Source organism: Burkholderia sp. Bmkn7 (genome assembly GCF_041103175.1).
Classification (GTDB): domain Bacteria; phylum Pseudomonadota; class Gammaproteobacteria; order Burkholderiales; family Burkholderiaceae; genus Burkholderia; species Burkholderia cepacia.
Genome location: NZ_JBGCUH010000002.1, coordinates 2253378 through 2271360, shown reverse-complemented (window position 1 = coordinate 2271360; position 17983 = coordinate 2253378). Strand labels below are relative to the sequence as shown.

Here is a 17983-nt window from a genome sequence, read left to right as displayed (position 1 = left end):
CGCTCGATGTAGTCAATTCAAGGCAGGCAAATGCGCACGCACGAAGCGCGCGATTTCCTGGCCCAGTTCCATGTCTTCGGGCGCGCCCATGAACCCGCCATGCGGCATGCCTTCGAACAGGTGAAGCTCGGTCGGCACCTGTGCGCGCCGCAATGCGCGATGCAGGCGGACCGCGTTCGACAGGAACAGGTCGCGTGTGCCGCTCTGGATGAAGGTCGGCGGGAAACCGGCAGCGAAATCGCCGAACAGCGGCGACAGATACGGATGCGCGAGATCGGCGCCGTTCGCGTAGAGCAGGTTGTTCGGCATCAGCGACGTCGGCAACACCACGTCGACGAGGCGGTTGGTTTCGAAGCTGTCGCCGGATTCGGTCAGGTCGACTTCCGGCGACAACAGCACCAGCGCGGCCGGCAGCGGCAGCCCTTCGTCGCGGGCGCGCAGCACCATCGCGGCGGCGAGGTTGCCGCCCGCCGAGCGCCCGCCGATGACGATGTTTTTCGGTGCGTAGCGCTCCAGCACGTACGCATACGCGGCGATGCAATCGTCGAGTGCGGCCGGATACGGATGTTCGGGCGGCAGGCGATAGTCGACGCCGTAGCATCGAATGCCGAGCCGGTCGGCTTGCATCTGCGCGCCGGCGCGGCATGCGGCGCCGCCGCCGAGAACCAGCGCACCGCCATGCAGGTCGATGTACGCGCATTCGCCGGAAGCCACTGCCTCGGGCGTGGCGACGTGCACGTCCGCGGCGCCGGCCCGGATCGTCTCCACGCTTGAACGCAGATGACCGCCGAGCTGCTCGATGGCCGCCGCGTAGTGTGCGTCGGCGGCCGCCTTCACGCGCATCCATGCGTCGAAATCGTCCGGGGCAGGCATCACGTGCAGCGCGTTCAGCGGCACGCCGTCGCTGCCGACCAGCCGTTGCAACGCGGCTCGCGCCTCTTCGCTGATCGAGGCCGGGAAGGGGACGACACGGGTCGGCAGGACCACGCCGTCGGGTTGGTCTTTCATCGATTCGGCTCCGTTGGGCGAGTCATGCGGCGCAAGGCCAGTGGCGCAGCATCACGTCCAGCGCATCGAGACTGCGCAACCACGACGCGTCGGAAGCCGGTGCACTGTGCGAGAACCCGCCGGCGCTTTCGAGTGTGACGTAGCCCATGAAAAAGCCGCCGAGCAGGCGGATCGCATGCGGCTGCTCGGCTTCCGGCATGTCGTAGCTGCGCAGCACGGCCGAGGTCATCCTGACGAGCCGGCCGCCGGCGCTTTCAGTGGCGCGCTCGACGCTCAGCGGGTGGCGCGCGGCTGCAAAACGGCCGGGGTGCTCGCGCGCGTAGTCGCGATAGACGTTGGCGAGCGCTGTCAGTGCATCCTTGCCGGTACGGCCGGCCAGTGCTTCGGTTGCGCGGTCGGCGAGTTCCCGCAGCGCGAAGAGTGCGATCCGGTTCTTGAGATCGTCGAAACTCGGGACATGGGAGTACAGGCTGGCGAGCTTGACGTCGAAGTGACGCGCGAGCGCTGCGCCGGTCAGGTGCTCGAAGCCGGTCTCATCGGCGAGCTGTGCGCCGGCTTCGACGAGTTTGTCCAGGGTGATGCCGGCGCGTGCCATGACAGATGCTATTCGAGTTAGTCAAAAGGCTAATTGTATTAGGTTCGGTGGGGATGTCAATTTTCCGGGCGTGCCGGTTCTGCCTGTGCGTCATTGGGATGACGTGTTCCGCTGCGTCGAAGCGCTATGGCTTCATGTGATCGGGGATGGCCGCTTTGGTCGGGTGCCGTGCGTCAGGAAGCGGAGACAAACATGCATCGAGCATGTAAGCCATTTCCACCCGGCTGTCGCGGCGATCGGGATCTGCGTCGTCTGCGCATCACCCGTTCCGACGGGCGGCCCGTTGATGCCCGCACGATGCCCGTACCTGCCGTACAAGGGCCGTAGAGGGCGGAATTACCCAGCCACGCTTGCTGACGTTGCATCGCGTAGCGCCTTGGGCGTCCGCGCCGTTCGGGACGATTACCCCAGCTCGAACGACGTCACCCCGAACACGCGATCGATTGCAATCGGCGGCGCGTCTCGCGTGTACATCCGCGCGGTTTCGAACACGCTCGTCATGCCGTGCCGTTCCGCCAGCGCGACGGCTGCGGGGTTCGTTTCCGGCACGTCGAGCACGATGACCTCGCCGGGCATGCGCGCGGCCAGCGCGCGAAACAGCCCGGTGGCAACGCCTGCGTCGTCGGCGAACAGCGGGCCGACCTTGCAGCCCGCCTTGCAGCGTCGCACGACACCGTATCCGGCGATACGGCCGGCGTCGACGGCCACGAGCGCCACGGCATCCGGCTGCGCGATCCACGCGGAGACGAAACGCGCGCGTGCCGCTGGAAAGCACTGGCGGTCGTAGGCGAGCAACTGCTCGAACGGCACGTCGGCCGCGGCGGTCACCTGCGCGCACCCGATGCCGTCCACGCGCCCCTGATAGCGGATGTTGCGGTACGCGAGCGCGAATCCGGACTTCCGGTAGTTCGCCTGCTGGGCCACGACACCATCGAGCCCGATGTTGCGATCGGCGAGGTAACGCATGCCGTGCTGCCAGATTCGGATGCCGAAGCCCTTGCCGCGAAACCCGGGTTTCACGATGTAAAGGCCGATGAAACCAAAGCGTTCGTCGTAGGCGACGGCGGCGAGGCACGCGACCGGCTCGCCACGCCAGACGCCGACGAAGAACCCGGCCGGGTCCGCTTCCCGGAAACAGGAAGGATCATGCAGGCCGGGGTTCCAGCCTTCCGCCGCTGCCCATTCGATCGACATGGCTACCTCGTCGGCCGACATGGTGCGCACGATGAAGTCTTCGTGTTGATCCATGATTCACCCTGGTCGCTGCGCTCGGGAATGCGCGTTGCGTTACGTGAAATGTATCGAGGAAGCGTGGGCCGGCAGCCCCGTGGCTGCCGGCCGGATCATCATAGTCCGAAGAATGGAACGAGTGTGTGATGACCGATGCCGAGCCGAAGCGGCCATGACGGGATGTATCCCCCACGTTCGGGAAAATCTCCGTCGGCGAAAAACTCATGGATGGAACGTTTCGCCACGCATCAGCATGTCGATGAACTCCCCGATTTTGCGCGCCCTTGTTTCGGGCTTTTTGGCATTCTCTATGCGATACAGGATCGCATAGCGGTTACGGCTGTTCAGGGTTGCGAAGAATTTCTTGGCTCCGGGATTGGCGTCCAGAGCCGCCTGCAGGTCGTCCGGCACGGTCGAGTTGCTGGCCGACGTATAAGCAGCGTTCCAGCGGCCGTCCTTCCTGGCCTTCTCGATTTCGCCCATGCCGGGCGGGCGCATTCTGCCTGCGGCGATCAGTGCTTCGGCCCGGTCCCTGTTGAGTTGCGACCACAGGCTTTTGGCGGTGCGTGGGGTGAAGCGTTGTAACCAGTATTGGTCGTTCCCGGCCCGCTTTTGACCATCGATCCAGCCATGGCAGAGGGCGCTTTCCAGCGCCTGTTCGTAGGTGACGGTTCGCAGCCCGGCGCCTTTTTTCGCGAGACGCAGCCATGCGCCGGTTGACGTGCTGCCGTTTTCCCCTAACCAGCTTTCCCATTCGATCTGACTGGCAAACGTGAGCGTGCATTCGGTCATGTCGATGTCCTGAATGGTGAGTACATCTACGGGGAAGGCGTCCGCAGTCTAACAGCGTTGATACGGACATTGACGCCCGTGGCGCGACCGAAAGACCGGCAGATCCGCAGTCATCAGCCCGTCGACGGGTTTGGAGCGGAATACCGTTTCCCATACCCGGTGACGGAAGCATCGAACACCGCTTCCGGACGGGAGACCTCGCCGCCCACCGCGCCAAGGCCTCCCCATCCACCCGTCAGAACGTGTAACTCACCTTCCCGAACGCCGTCCGCCCAAGCGTGTTGTATCCATACGCGGTCATGTACTGCCGGTCGAACAGGTTCGACACCGTCGCCGACACCGTCAGGTGCGAATTGATCCGGTACGACGCGCGCAGGCCCACCGTCAGGTACGACGGCAGGTAGGTCGAGTTGGCCGGATCGTCGAACGTCGTGCCGCCGTAAAGCAGCGACGCCCCCGTGCTCAACGCATGCAGGTGGAGTTCATCCCACGTGTGATCGATGTTGATGCTGACCGTCTGGCGCGGACGGCGGCTGAGCCAGGAGTCGTTGGTCTCGTCCTGCGGATTCAGGATCCCGACCGCGACGCTCACCGGCGTCGAGCGGCCGATCGTCCCCTTGTACGACAGGTCGATCCCGCGAATATGCGCGCGACCGATGTTCATCGGCGAGAACGTCGCCGGGTTGTACGCGATCAGGTTGGTGACCCGCGTGTCGTAGATCGCGGCCGTGAACGTACCGTACGACGTGTTCGCATCGACCGCGGCCTCGACCGACGTGTTGCGTTCCGGGCTGAGATCCGGATTGCCGTAGCCGGGGTAGTAGAGGTCGTTGAACGTCGGCAGCTTGAACGCATTGCCGTACGACACGCGCGCCGTATACACCGGCGTGATCGCCCACGACAGCGCCGCGTTACCCGTATTCACCGACTGCCCGGCGATGATTTCATGTCGCCCGGCGAGGAACATCGTCACGCTGCCGAGCGTCGCCGACTGATGCAGCGAGAACGCGGAATCGTTGCGCGTCGGTATGCCGCCCGGCATATCGACCGGCAGGAACGCCTGCTCGCGCGTGAAGTCGTACGCGAGCTTGGTCTCGCCCGACAGCGGCAGCCCGAACAGGCGGAACCCGCGTTCCTGATGCGTCAACGACGTCGACGTGCTGATGCGCTGCGAATTGATCTGGTCGGTCGGGATGGCCGGATCGCTCGCGTAGAGGAACTGGCGATCGTTCGCATAACCGAACGACTGGTCGAACTGCGTGTCGGGCGTGATGTCGAGATGGAACGCGATACCGGTCGTCAGCTGATGATCGAGCTGGCGGTTCGCATAACCGCTGTTGTCGTAGGACAGATCGGACCGGTGATACAGCGCGAACGTCGAGATCGACCAGTTGTCGCGCGCGTAGCCGAGGCGCGCATCGAGATCCTGCGCGTGGTACGGGTTGCGGCCGGCCTCATGGTACGGCAGCACGGGCCGCGTCGAGTCGATGCCGGCCGTGTTGTACGAGCGCAGGCCGAGCGAGTAGGTGAGCCCGCCGAGCGCGGCGAGCGGCCCAGTCGACGGCACCGTGCCCGACGTGCGGAGCTGCGTGTCGAACGTCTTGTTCGACCCGCCGCCGAACGACACGGTCGTCTGGTTCGGCTGGTTGGCGGCGCGGCGCGTGAAGAGCTGCACGACGCCGCCCATCGCATTGGCGCCGAACGACGCGGCAGCCGGCCCCGAAATCACTTCCACACGTTCGAACGCTTCGGTCGGCAAGTCGGCCCACGGCGCGATGCCGGTAGTCGGCGAGCCGATCCGGATGCCGTCGATGAACACGGCGACCTGGTTGGCCGACGAGCCGCGGATGCTGACCGACGCGGACGAACCGGGGCCGCCGTTCTGCGAGACGGTCACGCCGGGCAGCGTCGCAAGTGCCTGCGTGATGCTCGGGTCGCTCGGCGACAGCCGGTCGAGATCGGTGCGCGTGAGCACCTGGGTCGTCGCATAACGCTGGTCGAACGACTCGGGCAGGCGCCGCGTGTCGGTCACGTTGATCGTCGGCAGGTCGGTGCCTTCGGCGGCAGGGGCCGCTTGCGAAACCGCGGTGTCGCTAGCGGCATGGGCGAGGGGCGAGAGGAGCGCGGTCGCGGCGGACGTGGCAAGGAGGTGTCGAATCTTCATGAGGCTGTCGTTGTCGTCGGGCTGCGCTGGCGTCGATCGTGAACGGGCGGCGCGCAGCACCGGTCTTGTTATCGGTGATCGGGTTATCGCGCGACCGGGCCGGGCAGGCCGGTGTCACGGGCGTCGGCGCGGCGCATGCCGGCGGACGCAGTCGATGGGGGACGGCACGCGCGTGCGTGCGGGCCGTGCAGGCCGGCGGCGTGCCGGCGCGGCGCTTCCGGTGCGGAAGCGGATGCGGTAACGATGGACATCGGGCGGATCCTGAGGTCGGGCCGTCCATGCAGCGGGCGACCGCCAACGGCGGTGCCTGGCGCTCCGGGACACCCCGCCCGGTGCGGCTGCCTGGACCTCGGGTCGATGGCAGGTCTCCTGGCTCGCGGGTCGTCATTCGTGCGGGCCTTCCCGGTTTCCCAGTGGCACGCAGTGGCACGAATTCACCGCTCACAGTTGCGGGGGCAGCCGCAGATTCGAGGCATGGCCTCTCCTGCGTTCCCTTTTGATCCCGTCTCCGGGCACCATCAGCGCGCAAGGGTAATGGCGTGCGCGCCGCTACGTCAAATATCCGGCGACGCAGGGATGCGAAAAAACGTCATTGCCGGACAACTCCTTTCGAAATCCTTTCTTTCATGCGTCAGCGTCGCGTTTCATGTCTGACGAAACAGGGTGGTTCGAAGCCGTCCGATCGCGCCTGAACCGGCTCGGCGCGACTCCTGTCCACCGGACGAACGCGCGGCGAAACGCCTCCTCGCCGCCGAACCCGAGATGCGCGGCAATCCGCGCGACCGGCCAGTCCGATTCACGCAGGCAGCGTTGTGCGGCTTCGGCGAGACATTGCTCCTTCAGCGCGTGATAACCGGTGTGCTCGGCCGTCAACCGCCGCCGCAACGTCGCCTCGCTGACGCCGAGCCATGCTGCCAGTTCGGCGAGCGCCGGCAACGCCTCTTCATGCGCGAGTGCCGCATCGAGGAAACCGCGCACCTGCTGCGTCCACGACACGACGGCCGGTGCCGCATCGATCAGGCGAAACGGAAAATCGACGAGAAACGCGTCGAGCTCGGCCGGCTGCCGGATCACGCGGCACGCGAGCCGCGCCGCATCGAACGCGAAACCGTAGGTCTTGCGGCCCACTTCAACCGGCGCATTGAACAGTCCGAGCAACGGCATCGCGTCGTCGCGGCGCGGATGGCCGAGCCACACGTCGGTCGGCCGCAACGGCTGCCCGATCAGCCAGCCAAACAGCTGCAGGTAGCAGAACAGCCCGGTCAGGTCGACCAGGCACGCGGCCGGGCTGCGCGTACGCCGCAGCGAATCCATTCGGAACAGCGCACGCCCGTCGCGCATCGCAAGCGTCAGGTGACCGGCGCGCGGCTGCAGCATTTCGCAGAACTCGGCCGCACAGCGGATCGCGTCGGCGAGCGTCGCGCAACTCAGCAGGCAGCGGCACATCAGGTCGACTTCGCGCTTGCGCATCGGCGGGTGGCCGTCGCCGCGCGCGACCCGCGCCTCGAGCCGCTCGATCGCGTCGCGGTACAGCGCGACGAAATCGCCCGGTGTCGTCGCCGGTCGAGATGGCTGCGCATCACGGTCGGCCGGCGGCGCGCCGCTGCGCGTGAGTTCGCTCAGCAGGCGCGCGCCGAGGCCCGGCAGGATGCGGCCGCGGGCCGGCATGGCGCGCTGTTTCATGAGTTTCCCGATCTGATCGTTGCGACAGGGGCCGGTGAGCGGGCCGGTAGGGGCCCGTTCATCGCCGCCACGCAAGAATGCTATCCACGCCGGCCGACCGCGGCCTCGCCGGAACGGCGTAGGTAGGCCGCCGATCCCTGTCACGAACGACCACGAACGACCACGAACGACACGCGAATGATCCAGATCGTAGACGAAATCACGCTCGCGCCCGAGCGCATTCCCGACGTGCTTGCACTGCTGCGCGACCGCTACCTGCCGGGCCACGCGGCACGCGGGCTGACGGCGGCCGGCCACTGGGTGTCGCCGCCCGTCGCGGTGCCCGGCCAGCCGAGCACGCTGTGGCTGACCTGGCACGTGGCCGATGCGCCGGCCTACTACCGGATGCGCGCGCTGACGGATGCCGGCGTGGTGAGTTTCTGGATGGCGGTCGACGCGCTGTGCGACGTGCGCCGCCGCCATGTGATGACGGACGCCGATGCGCCGCTGCCCGCGCTGACGGAGGTCGATCATGCGGCATGACACGGCACAGGTGTTCGTGTCGGCGGATCGCGACGCCGGTGGCATCGAACGCGCGTTGCATGAAGCCGCGCACGCGCTGGCCGGCGCGAAACGCGTGGCGCTTGCGCGCAACCAGGACGGCAGTTGGGGCGCCGGCGACTACACGCTCGACGTGCTGCGCGACGATTCGGCGGCCAATGGCACCGCCAACGGCACGGTCAACTGCGCGGCCGACGGCACGGCGGATTTCGCCGCGCTCGCGCAACTTCCGGGCATCGTGCGCATCGACGGCGCCGTGTGCCGCGCGATCGGCGGCGGCCTGCGCGAACCCGCGCTGCGCGACGGCGTGTGGCGCACGCTGATGCTGCGCGTGCGGCCGCAGGCCGGCGCCGAGCAGGTCGCCGCGCTCGAACGCGAACTGCTGCGCATGCCCGCGTTCATGCCCGGCATCCGCAACTGGCGCCTGAGCCGGATCGCGACCCCGGACGCATGGACACACGTGTGGCAGCAGGAATTCGCGCACGTCGGCGATCTGCTCGGCGAATACCTGATGCATCCGTATCACTGGGGCTGGGTCGACCGCCGGTTCGATGCCGAAAGCCCCGACTGGACCGTCGATGCGATCTCGCATGCGTTCTGTCCGCTCGCGTCGAGCCTGCTGGCCGAGACGGCGGCGTGACGCGTCGCGCCCGTCAAGCTGACAACACCCCTGGAGACACGAAGATGCGAGCCATGTTGATCGACCGCGCCGGTCATTCCGACGCGTTGCGGATGGCCGACGTGCCGGCACCGACGCCGGGCCCCGGCGACGTGCTGATCCGCGTTGCCTTTGCGGGCGTCAATCCTGCCGACTGGAAATGCCGCGAAGGCTACCTCGGCGCATTCATGCAGTACACGTTTCCGTTCGTGATCGGCTTCGACGCGGCGGGCGTGGTCGAAGCGGTTGGCGACGGCGTCGACGGTTTCGCGCCCGGCATGCGGGTGTTCGCGCAAACCGACGTCGGCGCGGGCCGCTGGGGCGCGTATGCGGAATACGTGGCGGTGCGCCACGACTCGGTCGTGCGCGTGCCCGACGCGGTGAGCCTCGCGGAAGCCGCCACGGTGCCGACCCCCGCGCTTGCCGCGTGGGCCGGCCTGTTCGACGACGGCGGGCTGCGGGCCGGACAGACCGTGCTGGTGCACGGCGGCGCGGGCGCGGTCGGCACGTTCGCGATTCAACTAGCGGTGCAGGCCGGCGCGCGGGTCGCGGCGACGTGTTCCGCGCGCAACCGCGAGACGGTCGAATCGCTGGGCGCCGCGGCAAGCATCGACTATCGCGCGCAGGACGTCGCGGCGGCGCTGCGCACATGGGCGCCCGGCGGGGCCGACCTCGTGCTCGACGCGGTCGGCGGCGACGCGCTGCCCGACGCGCTCGACCTGCTGGCACCGGGCGGCACGCTGGTGAACATCATGACGCTCGCACCGGGCGATGCGCAGCGGCAGGCCGCGACGGCCGCCGAAGCCGCCCGGCGCGGCCTGCGCACCGCGATGACCTACAGTCGGATGCCGAGCGGCGCCACGCTCGGCCGGATCGCGGCGCAACTCGAGCGGCGCGCACTGCGCGTGCCGCGCTTCGACCGATTTCCGCTCGAACAGGCGGCCCATGCCCTCGATCTCGTTCAAACGGGCGAGGCGAAAACGAAGCTGGTGCTTCATGTTGCGGATATCGCCGGTTGAGTGGCCCGCACGCCCATCACAGGAGACAACGATGACCGATATTCGAACCGGCGTACTGGCCGGCAAGTGCGCGCTCGTGACCGGCGCAAGCCGCGGCATTGGCCGTGCGATCGCACAGCGCCTGGCATCCGAAGGCGCGACCGTCGTCGTGACGGCGCGCAGCCTCGCGCAATCGGCCACGACCGCCGGCACGCTCGCCGAAACGGTCGCACTGATCGAGCAGGCGGGCGGTCGCGCGATCGCGCTCGCGGCCGACCTGTCGAACGCGGCCGAGCGCGACGCGCTCGTCGGGCGCGCCGCGCAGGCGGCCGGCGGCCTCGACATCCTCGTCAACAACGCGGGCGTGGCGGACTATGCGTGCGTCGACGCGATGCCGATGACGATGTTCGACACGACGATCGAACACTATCTGCGGATTCCGTTCGCGCTGGCGCAGGCCGCGATCCCGCTGATGCGTGCGCGCGGCGCCGGCTGGATCGTGAACGTCGGCTCGGTGACGGCGCTGCCGCCGCTGCGCCCCTTCGACGATTTCTCGCGTGCGGGCGGTGCGACCGTCTACGCGGCGGCGAAGGCGGCGCTGTCGCGCTTCACGCAGGGGCTCGCGGCCGAACTCGAAGCCGACGGCATCGCGGTGAATCTCGTCGCGCCGAGCACGGCGATCCGCACGCCGGGCGCCGCGCGCTACATCCCCGAGGGCTATCCGACCGAGGATGTCGCGTATCTCGCGGAAACCGCGCTCGCGCTGTGCAGCCTGCCGGCGCGTGAACGCACCGGCCTCGTCACGCACAGCCTGCATTTCCCGCTCGCGCAGCAGTTCGCAGTGCATTCGCTCGACGGCCGCACGGTGCTGCCGCCGCCGGTGATTCCCGCGTATGCGCATCCCCACATCGACCCCACAGGACTCTGATCGACATGACGAACCCGATTCGCTTCGACGGCGGCACCGCCGTGATCACCGGCGCGGCCAGCGGCATCGGCAGCGGGCTTGCACGCCATGCTGCCGGGCTCGGCATGCGCGTCGTGCTGGCCGATCTCGACCCGGCGAAGCTCGACGCATTCGCCGCGACGCTCGACACCGACGTGCTGTGCGTGCCGACCGACGTCAGCCGGCCGGAAGCCGTCGATGCGCTGGCGGAAGCCGCGTGGCAGCGCTTCGGCGGCGTCGACCTGCTGTTCAACAATGCGGGCGTGATGGCGACCGGCTTCAGCTGGGAAATCACGCCGGAGCGCTTCGAGCGCAGCTTCGCGATCAACGTGCACGGCGTGCTGAACGGGATCCGCAGCTTCGTGCCGCGGATGCTCGAACGCAACGTGCCGGCGCGCATCGTGAATACCGCGTCGGTGGGCGGGTTCCTGCCGAGCCCGCTGATGTCGCCTTATTCGGCGACGAAATTCGCGGTGGTCGCGCTGACCGAATCGCTGTACGGAGAACTGAAGATGCTCGGTGCGCCGGTCGGCGTGTCGTTGCTTGCGCCTGGCCCCGTGCAATCGGGCATCTTCAACGACCCGTTCGGCGCGGTGCACGACCGGCCCGAAGTGCGCGGCTTCGTCGACACGATGCGCTCGATGCTGAACGCGCACGGGCTCACGCCCGACGCGTTCGCCGAGCGGGTGTTCGACGGCATCCGAGCCGGGCGGTACTGGCTGGTTCCGCAACCGGAGACGATCGACGGCGCGCTGCAGCGGCGCACCGACGACATTCTGGCCGCGCGCGATCCGTCGTTGCCGTCGTTCTGAGGGCCGGGCGGTAGCGGCGCCCGGCGCGGGCCGTCACATGTGCATGCCGGAATGCGTGCGGCCGCTCGGGTCGCCGCCGCGATCGGGGGGCGTATTGTTCTGATCGATCTTCGCGAGGATGAAGCCGGCGTGCGGCAACGCGGCGGGCGAGCGGTGCGTCGCTTGCGCGACGGCGTCGTGCGGCGACGTGGCGGGAAAACCGGATGACGTGACGCCCGGTTGAGCGAACGCCGAAAGGGAAGCGGCCGCCAGGGCGGCGGCGACGATCGCGTGCGTTTTCATGGTGACTCCTTCACGACTGACTGCGCGACGGATTGCGCGACGGATTGCGCGACTGACTGCGGGACAACGTAATCAGTCTAGGGCGCGAAACTTAACGTGGCGTGAAGGAGCGATGCGGCGGAATGCGGCGCGGATCACGGAATGGTCATGCGCGCCGCGATGGTCAGGCCGACGCCGACACCAGCGTGCAGAAGTTCTCGAGATCGACGTTGCCGCCGCTGATCACCACGCCGACGCGCTTGCCCTGCAGCGCGTCCTTCATCCGTCGCACGGCGGCGAACGACAGGCAGCCGGTCGGCTCGACCACAATCTTCATACGCGTGGCGAAGAAACGCATGCAGTCGACCAGTTCCGCGTCGGTCGCGGTGAGGATGTCGTCGACGTCGCGGCGGATGATCGGGAACGTCAGGTTGCCGAGGTGCTGCGTCTGCGCACCGTCGGCGATCGTGCGCGGCGTGTCGATATGCACGATCGCGCCGGAGCGGAACGATTGCTGGCCGTCGTTGCCGGCTTCCGGCTCGACGCCGTACAGCGTCGCGTTCGGCGACAGCGCGCGCGTGGCGAGCGCGGTACCCGACAGCAACCCGCCGCCGCCGAGCGGCGTGAATACCGCGTCGAGCGGGCCGACTTCGTCGAACAGTTCCTTGGCCGCCGTGCCCTGGCCGGCGATCACGTCCGGGTGGTCGTAGGGCGGGATCAGCGTGAGCCCGTGCCGCGCGGCGAGATCGCGCCCGATCTGCTCGCGATCCTCGGTGTAGCGGTCGTAGGTCACGACCTTGCCGCCGTAGCCGCGCGTCGCGGCGATCTTCGCGGCCGGCGCGTCCTGCGGCATCACGATCGTCGCGGGAATGCCGAGGATGCGCGCCGACAGCGCGATCGCCTGCGCATGGTTGCCGGACGAGAACGCGACGACGCCGTTGCGGCGCTGCTCCGCGTCGAAGCGCGACAGCGCGTTGAACGCGCCGCGGAACTTGAACGCGCCCATGCGCTGCAGGTTCTCGCACTTGAAGAACACCTGCGCGCCGAGCGCTTCGTCGATCGTCCGCGACGTCATCACCGGCGTGCGGTGCGCATGGCCTTCGAGCCGGGCCGCGGCGGCGGCAACGTCGTCGTACGTGGGGAGAGTCGGAGCGTTCATGGTCGTTTGGGGTCGGAAAGGTCAGTCAACAGGGACGCCGCGCGCACGGCGCGCCGGAATCCGGAATCATTTCGCATCGTTGTAGACGGTCGCGCGCGAGACGCCGAGATGCTGCGACACGATTTCCATCGCGCGGCGCACTTCGAGAAAACCGTCGGCCTTCAGCGCCTGCATCAGCTCGCGGCGCTGGTCGGTCTTCAGTTCGCGCGGCGTCGTCGCGAGGCGCATCGCGAATGCGTCGATGCGTTGCCGGATCGCGTCCGCGCCGGCCGGGTCGAGCGTTTCGGCGACGGCTTCGCCGTCCGTGCTGCAGAACTGGTTCAGCATGCCCTGGAAGCCGCGGAACAGCGTGGTGTCGGCGTTCAGGCACAGCGCGGCCACGTAGCGGCCGGTCGAATCCTTGATGCCGATCGACGTGCTTTTCGCGGTGCGGCCGTCGGCGAAGCGGTTCGGGTAGTTCGCGAGCACTTGCGGGAAATCGTCATCCGCGATGCGGGCGAGGCCGAGCTCGGTCGCGGGATCGCCGACTGCGCGTCCCGACAGGTTGTTGTGGATCGCGAGAATCGCGTGCTTCGGCGTGCGCAGGTCGTGAACCACGACCTCGGTGAACGGCGCGAACATCGCGCCGAGCCCTTCGGCAATGCGCTGCACCTGTTCGATCAGCGATGCCTGCTCGGACGGCGCCTTGTTCCGGGTGGTGGTCATGGTGGTTTCGCGGTTGGTGTTCGGATCGATGCGAGGGTGCCAGGAAACGGGCGACCGGCGGCGGGCGGGTTACTCGCCGTCCGCCGCTTGCGGCCGCGTGATGTCGGCGAGCAGCGGCTGCGCGATCCGAACGTAATCGGCCGAGTCGAGTACGACGGAGCGGTCGAGGCGGCCCGCGTTGAATGCAATCTCGGTGTTCTGTTCGACCAGTGCGGGATCGACGACGAGCGTCACGCCGGCGTCGAACACGAACGGCGGCACGGCGCCCATCACGCAGCGCGTGACGGCGGCCGCGAGATCGGGCGATGCGAGTGTCGCCTTGCGACGGCCGACCGCATCGGCGACTTTGCGGAAATCGATCTTCAGGTGGCCGGGAATCACCGCGAGCGCAGTGGCGTCGCCGCCGTCCTTGAACGTGCACAGCATCGCCTTCGCGCCCTGTTCGGGGCGTGTGCCGCGCAGTGCGGCGATCGCGTCGGATTTTCCCTCGGCCGGATGTTCCAGCACGCGGAATCGTGCGCCGGACGTGTTCAGCAGATCGCAAAGCGTGTCGAAAACGGGGTAGTCGCTCATGTCGTTCCGGGCAGGCAGGGCCGAGGAATCAAGGCGCGCCAGGGCGAATGCTGCAGCGAGCCAGTCGATGGATTGTCCAATTATAGACGTTTTGTCATGGGCGTGGCAAAGGTGCGTGCGGGCGGGGCGTGGAGGGCGCTGCGGGTGGAAAGGGGATCGACAAACAGTTGCGTTGCGCAATGTTGATGAGCGCCGGGGAATTGCCGGCGCGCGGCCCGTTGAAGAATGAGGATTTCGGGCGAGGGGAATCGCGACGGGGGGCCGGCGCCAGCGTCATGCCGCCGGCCAGGGCGGGAACGCGCGGATCCTCCGCCGTTACTTCGTCAATCCTCGCTCCTCCCATCGGTCCCAGGTCTTCAGCGCTTGACGGGCCGCCCTGCCGAACAGGAACGACAGCGTGTCGCTCTTCATCGACATCGATTTGCGGTTCACGATCCAGAAGTCCGTCAAGGCCGTTTGCTTCCCGCTCAGCATGTCCGCGATCGTCCGGCCGTTGAGGTGCGTCAGGGCGACGCCGTGACCGAAACATCCACCCGAGTAGATGATGCGTTCGTCGTCGATGAAACCGATCTCCGGAACCATGTCCATCGTCACGGAAACCGGGCCGCCCCATCGATAGTCGATGCGCGTATTCCGCAGCTGCGGGTAGATCCATTTCAGGTGTGCCTCGCAATGCCGCCAGGCGGCGGGCGCGGGAACCTCTTCCATCGCGTCCGTCCGGTAGCTGATCGCGTCGCCGCCTCCCATGAGAATGCGGCCATCGGCCGTCGGCCTGAAATAGTGCAGCATCTGCCGGTTGTCCCCGAAGGACTGCCGCTCCTTCCAGCCGATGCTGTCCCATTGAGCCGCGCTCAAGGGTTCGGTGACGACCTGATACGTCCAGAGCGGATATTGACGCGCTTTCAGGTTCGGCGGGCCGGGAACGTCGCGAGAATAGGCATTCGTCGCAACGACGATCCTGTCTGCCTCGATCCGGCCGTGCGGCGTCGCGATGCGTACCGACCGCGGTGTTCTTTCCAGATTCGTGACGGGTGTCAGCTCGTGGATCGAGACCCCGCTCGACATCGCCAGCGCCTTCAGCGACCGGACCTGCTTGCAGGGGTTGAGGTATCCGGTGTCCGACTCGTAGATGCCGCCCGCGAAACGTTCCGAATGGAAGTCCTGCCGGAACTGGTGCGCGCTGCGCCACGCCATGTCCGTGTCGATGCCCAGCTTCTGGAACAATTCGAACGTCTTCTGCATGCGGCCCAGTTGCTGTTTCGTGTAGCTCGCGCGAACCAGGCCGCCATGGCAGTAGTCGGACTGAATACCGTGTTCGTCGATGAGCTGCCGGGTATGCGCGACGGCGAGCTGCAGGTAGCGATGAGCATCGATCATCTTTTGCTTGCCCCAGCGCAGCAGGACCAGTTCCGGCTCCAGGCCGAACATCTTCGTGCTGAACCCGGCGTTGCGGCCGCTGGCACCGAATCCCACGATGGCGGCCTCCAGCACGACGACTCGAGCGTTGGGATTGTCCCGCTGGAATTGAAACGCGGTGTTCAGCCCGGTGAAGCCGCCGCCGATGATGGCGACATCGACCTTGAGATCCCCGATCAGCGCTGGATTGGGCGAATATTCTCCGTAGGCTTGCTGCCAGAATGACCTGGCCTGAAGCAGGGGTGTTTGATCGACTGCCATCGCGATGCTCGCATGTGGGGAGATCCGGCCGCTGCCCGATGAATGACTGCGAGGGCGAAGCGGCCGATTTCACGGGTGACAGAGGCTCACGCCTGCTGACGCCGGCTATTGATTATGGAATCCGTAGCTATTCTCTTGTGCTGCTGAATGAACGTATCGATGCGGCTTGCCAGCACGGCATCGTCACCATTCAACGAGCGCCTCATCATGTCGATCTGGAACTCCTCCTGATCGATCATGTAGTCGAGAAAGTCGCGCGCGTCGGAGGGGCCGATGTCTCGAAGGCGGCGCAACGCTTCGCAGTAGGCGATAGTCTCCGCGTACACGTACTTCAGGAAAGGCTTCAGCAGACACGTCGGGACTGAACTCACTACCCATGCCTTCAGTCGAGTCGCCAGCGTGGGCGAAGCATCCATCCCCCAGCGGGTCGCCACAGCGCGGTAAATCGGCGCATTGAACGCTTCCAGCTTCAGATAGGCTGCCCAAAGACGCTGGCGGGGATCGCCGTCGAGGCGCCCCGCCAGTCTTCCAATGGCACGCAGGGCGAACGCGCGGTTCTGGATCTCGTGACGAAATCCGGCGATAAAGGCGTCAGTCGGCATCGAAATTTTCCGCTTGTGTATGGCCGGAGCCCGGCAGGGAAAATCGGTTCCCGGCCATGCAGGCATGTCGATCGCTTCTGGAAAGCATGCAGTAATCCTGATAATCAAGGGCCGGCTGACATCGACGGCCGGGACAAAAGGGGTTACGTACTCAATCGCTGAACACGCCAGCAGTCCCGCACGCGAAAACGTCCGTGCGGCTTCCCGAGAGGAAGCGATTCTCTGAAGCCCGTTTTAAGCGATGCCGGGCAATCTGCGACGTATGCCGTCGCCGGTGCGTGCAGACGATAATATGTCACATGACCTATTTGCGCAACATCGGCGATGAACGCGCGAGGTGGGCGGCGGATCGCGGCTGCCGCCATCCGGTTCAGCGCTGTGAGGCCGGGGGCGTGGATCGGCAGTTTCTCGAACAACGTGAGGAAGCGCGCTCGTTGCCACAGTGGGCTGTTTCGCAGGAGAGGCTAGACAAGTGGAAGATGAGCAATGATTCCGCTTGGATACGGACATCGGACAGGGAACAGGCCCGCTTGCCGATGGATACCCTCTCGTCTGCCCGGATTCCCAAACCTGCGTAGAATGTCGCCGTCAGGTTCGGCGTTTCGGCCCCCGCCGCAGAGCGGGCACCGGGAAGCCGGCGGCAAATTCGAGTCGATCGGCGCGATCCGGCGTCGGGTATCGATGCGTTACAAAATCAGGTCGGCCAACCTAAATATCCGCTTCCGGTGTATCGAGCGGGGGCGGTGCGGTTGGTATGCGGCCGGGCATTCGCTCATGGGGCAGCAGGAGGATTTCTTGAAGAGGGCGGCTCTCGATAACGAACGCGTGTTGACCGAACGCGGCAAGAACACGGTGAATAAAATCATGGCCAGCGCGATCGAGATCTTCGTCGTCGAAGGCTATGGTGGGCTGACCATGCGGAAGGTCGCGGCGAAGGCGGGCCTGGCGCTGTCGAACCTGCAACACTACTTCCCCACTCGCGAAGACATCTTCGAGGCCATCCTTTCCGCGACGATGGAGGCCTACGCCAATACGTACGACAGTGTCAGCGCGGACACGTCGCTGACCGCCGAGGGCCGCCTGGAGAAAGTGGTCAGGTTGTTGCTCGAGGACGGCAAGCAGCCCCGGACGCAAAGCCTGTTCGTGAACTTCTGGGCACTGGCACAGACTCAGGAGTTTGCGCGGAAAATGCTCGAAGAGGGATACGGGTTTCAACGGCGCGTGATCGCCGGATTCATCGAGGCCGTGAACCCGGCGCTGTCACACGCCGCGCTCGCGAGGCGAGCCGCGCTGGTTACCGCGCAGATCGAGGGGCTCATCGTGTTGATACCGCAAAGAAACCGGTTCCCGTCGGATATCAAGGGAATCGAGGACGATGCGGTGATGGCCGTTCTGGCTTTGGCCAAGGCGCCATGAGTTGAATCGCTGCGGCGGCGCGGCGTCGGCGTCGATCGGGGCAACTTCAGACGGCGGAAACCGCTGCACGGCGATGCTGGTCGACGCGCGGCGCGATCTCGTGCCGATCGCTGCGATGCGGTTCGACGTCTCCGGCATCGGCTCGAATGGTCGAAGCCCGTCGA

The 17983-nt window shown here is 66.7% G+C and carries 18 protein-coding genes and 1 riboswitch; of the genes, 6 read left to right on the top strand and 12 right to left on the bottom strand.

Annotation, left to right across the window (positions count from 1 at the left end; genetic code table 11):
* Nucleotides 1–12: 12 nt before the first annotated feature.
* From AB3K92_RS16045 to AB3K92_RS16020, 6 genes are all read right to left on the bottom strand, one after another.
* Complete coding sequence (locus tag AB3K92_RS16045) at nucleotides 13–1008, bottom strand: alpha/beta hydrolase (protein WP_369465413.1); 996 nt, start codon at nucleotides 1006–1008, stop codon at nucleotides 13–15.
* Between the two features lie 22 nt (nucleotides 1009–1030).
* Nucleotides 1031–1603, bottom strand: a complete 573-nt coding sequence (locus AB3K92_RS16040; RefSeq protein WP_369465412.1) for a TetR/AcrR family transcriptional regulator — start codon at nucleotides 1601–1603, stop codon at nucleotides 1031–1033.
* 402 nt (nucleotides 1604–2005) lie between these two features.
* Complete coding sequence (locus tag AB3K92_RS16035) at nucleotides 2006–2851, bottom strand: GNAT family N-acetyltransferase (RefSeq protein WP_318828152.1); 846 nt, start codon at nucleotides 2849–2851, stop codon at nucleotides 2006–2008.
* A gap of 204 nt (nucleotides 2852–3055) precedes the next feature.
* Nucleotides 3056–3625 (bottom strand): YdeI/OmpD-associated family protein, encoded by a 570-nt coding sequence (locus AB3K92_RS16030; protein ID WP_318828151.1) that lies wholly within the window; start codon nucleotides 3623–3625, stop codon nucleotides 3056–3058.
* 235 nt (nucleotides 3626–3860) lie between these two features.
* A complete protein-coding gene (locus AB3K92_RS16025) occupies nucleotides 3861–5789 on the bottom strand; it encodes a TonB-dependent receptor (protein ID WP_318828150.1) in 1929 nt (642 codons plus the stop codon).
* A 341-nt stretch (nucleotides 5790–6130) separates the two neighbouring features.
* Nucleotides 6131–6324: riboswitch (cobalamin riboswitch) on the bottom strand.
* Nucleotides 6325–6413: 89 nt separating this feature from the next.
* Nucleotides 6414–7472, bottom strand: coding sequence for an AraC family transcriptional regulator ligand-binding domain-containing protein (locus tag AB3K92_RS16020; protein WP_369465411.1), 1059 nt, complete (start codon nucleotides 7470–7472; stop codon nucleotides 6414–6416).
* A 177-nt stretch (nucleotides 7473–7649) separates the two neighbouring features.
* Between AB3K92_RS16020 and AB3K92_RS16015 the strand changes: the two genes are divergently transcribed.
* Genes AB3K92_RS16015 through AB3K92_RS15995 form a run of 5 tightly spaced genes read left to right on the top strand, consistent with a single transcriptional unit; the run spans nucleotide 7650 to nucleotide 11426 of the window.
* Nucleotides 7650–7994 (top strand): hypothetical protein, encoded by a 345-nt coding sequence (locus AB3K92_RS16015; protein WP_059492176.1) that lies wholly within the window; start codon nucleotides 7650–7652, stop codon nucleotides 7992–7994.
* Nucleotides 7984–8652 (top strand): Dabb family protein, encoded by a 669-nt coding sequence (locus tag AB3K92_RS16010; protein WP_369465410.1) that lies wholly within the window; start codon nucleotides 7984–7986, stop codon nucleotides 8650–8652. The genes AB3K92_RS16015 and AB3K92_RS16010 overlap by 11 nt, the downstream gene beginning before the upstream one ends.
* A gap of 44 nt (nucleotides 8653–8696) precedes the next feature.
* Complete coding sequence (locus tag AB3K92_RS16005) at nucleotides 8697–9689, top strand: NADP-dependent oxidoreductase (RefSeq protein ID WP_369465409.1); 993 nt, start codon at nucleotides 8697–8699, stop codon at nucleotides 9687–9689.
* A 31-nt stretch (nucleotides 9690–9720) separates the two neighbouring features.
* Nucleotides 9721–10596 (top strand): SDR family NAD(P)-dependent oxidoreductase, encoded by an 876-nt coding sequence (locus AB3K92_RS16000; protein WP_059853973.1) that lies wholly within the window; start codon nucleotides 9721–9723, stop codon nucleotides 10594–10596.
* Nucleotides 10597–10601: 5 nt separating this feature from the next.
* On the top strand, nucleotides 10602–11426 hold the full coding sequence (locus AB3K92_RS15995; protein WP_048025154.1) for an SDR family NAD(P)-dependent oxidoreductase: 825 nt from the start codon (nucleotides 10602–10604) through the stop codon (nucleotides 11424–11426).
* 33 nt (nucleotides 11427–11459) lie between these two features.
* Here the strand turns inward: AB3K92_RS15995 and AB3K92_RS15990 are convergent, their stop codons facing one another.
* The 6 genes from AB3K92_RS15990 to AB3K92_RS15965 all read right to left on the bottom strand — a co-directional run bounded on the left by AB3K92_RS15990 (nucleotide 11460) and on the right by AB3K92_RS15965 (nucleotide 16403).
* Complete coding sequence (locus AB3K92_RS15990) at nucleotides 11460–11708, bottom strand: hypothetical protein (RefSeq protein ID WP_059707455.1); 249 nt, start codon at nucleotides 11706–11708, stop codon at nucleotides 11460–11462.
* A gap of 163 nt (nucleotides 11709–11871) precedes the next feature.
* Nucleotides 11872–12846: a threo-3-hydroxy-L-aspartate ammonia-lyase gene (locus AB3K92_RS15985; protein ID WP_059484867.1), complete on the bottom strand. Its 975-nt coding sequence runs from the start codon at nucleotides 12844–12846 to the stop codon at nucleotides 11872–11874.
* 66 nt (nucleotides 12847–12912) lie between these two features.
* Entirely contained in the window at nucleotides 12913–13551 is a 639-nt protein-coding gene (locus AB3K92_RS15980) for a transcriptional regulator (protein WP_021162168.1), read from the bottom strand.
* A gap of 69 nt (nucleotides 13552–13620) precedes the next feature.
* Nucleotides 13621–14124 (bottom strand): YbaK/prolyl-tRNA synthetase associated domain-containing protein, encoded by a 504-nt coding sequence (locus AB3K92_RS15975; protein ID WP_021162167.1) that lies wholly within the window; start codon nucleotides 14122–14124, stop codon nucleotides 13621–13623.
* A 315-nt stretch (nucleotides 14125–14439) separates the two neighbouring features.
* Nucleotides 14440–15801: an NAD(P)/FAD-dependent oxidoreductase gene (locus AB3K92_RS15970; RefSeq protein ID WP_369465408.1), complete on the bottom strand. Its 1362-nt coding sequence runs from the start codon at nucleotides 15799–15801 to the stop codon at nucleotides 14440–14442.
* Nucleotides 15802–15887: 86 nt separating this feature from the next.
* On the bottom strand, nucleotides 15888–16403 hold the full coding sequence (locus tag AB3K92_RS15965) for a hypothetical protein (RefSeq protein ID WP_369465407.1): 516 nt from the start codon (nucleotides 16401–16403) through the stop codon (nucleotides 15888–15890).
* A 579-nt stretch (nucleotides 16404–16982) separates the two neighbouring features.
* Between AB3K92_RS15965 and AB3K92_RS15960 the strand changes: the two genes are divergently transcribed.
* Nucleotides 16983–17819: a TetR/AcrR family transcriptional regulator gene (locus tag AB3K92_RS15960; RefSeq protein WP_369465406.1), complete on the top strand. Its 837-nt coding sequence runs from the start codon at nucleotides 16983–16985 to the stop codon at nucleotides 17817–17819.
* Nucleotides 17820–17983 lie beyond the last annotated feature (164 nt).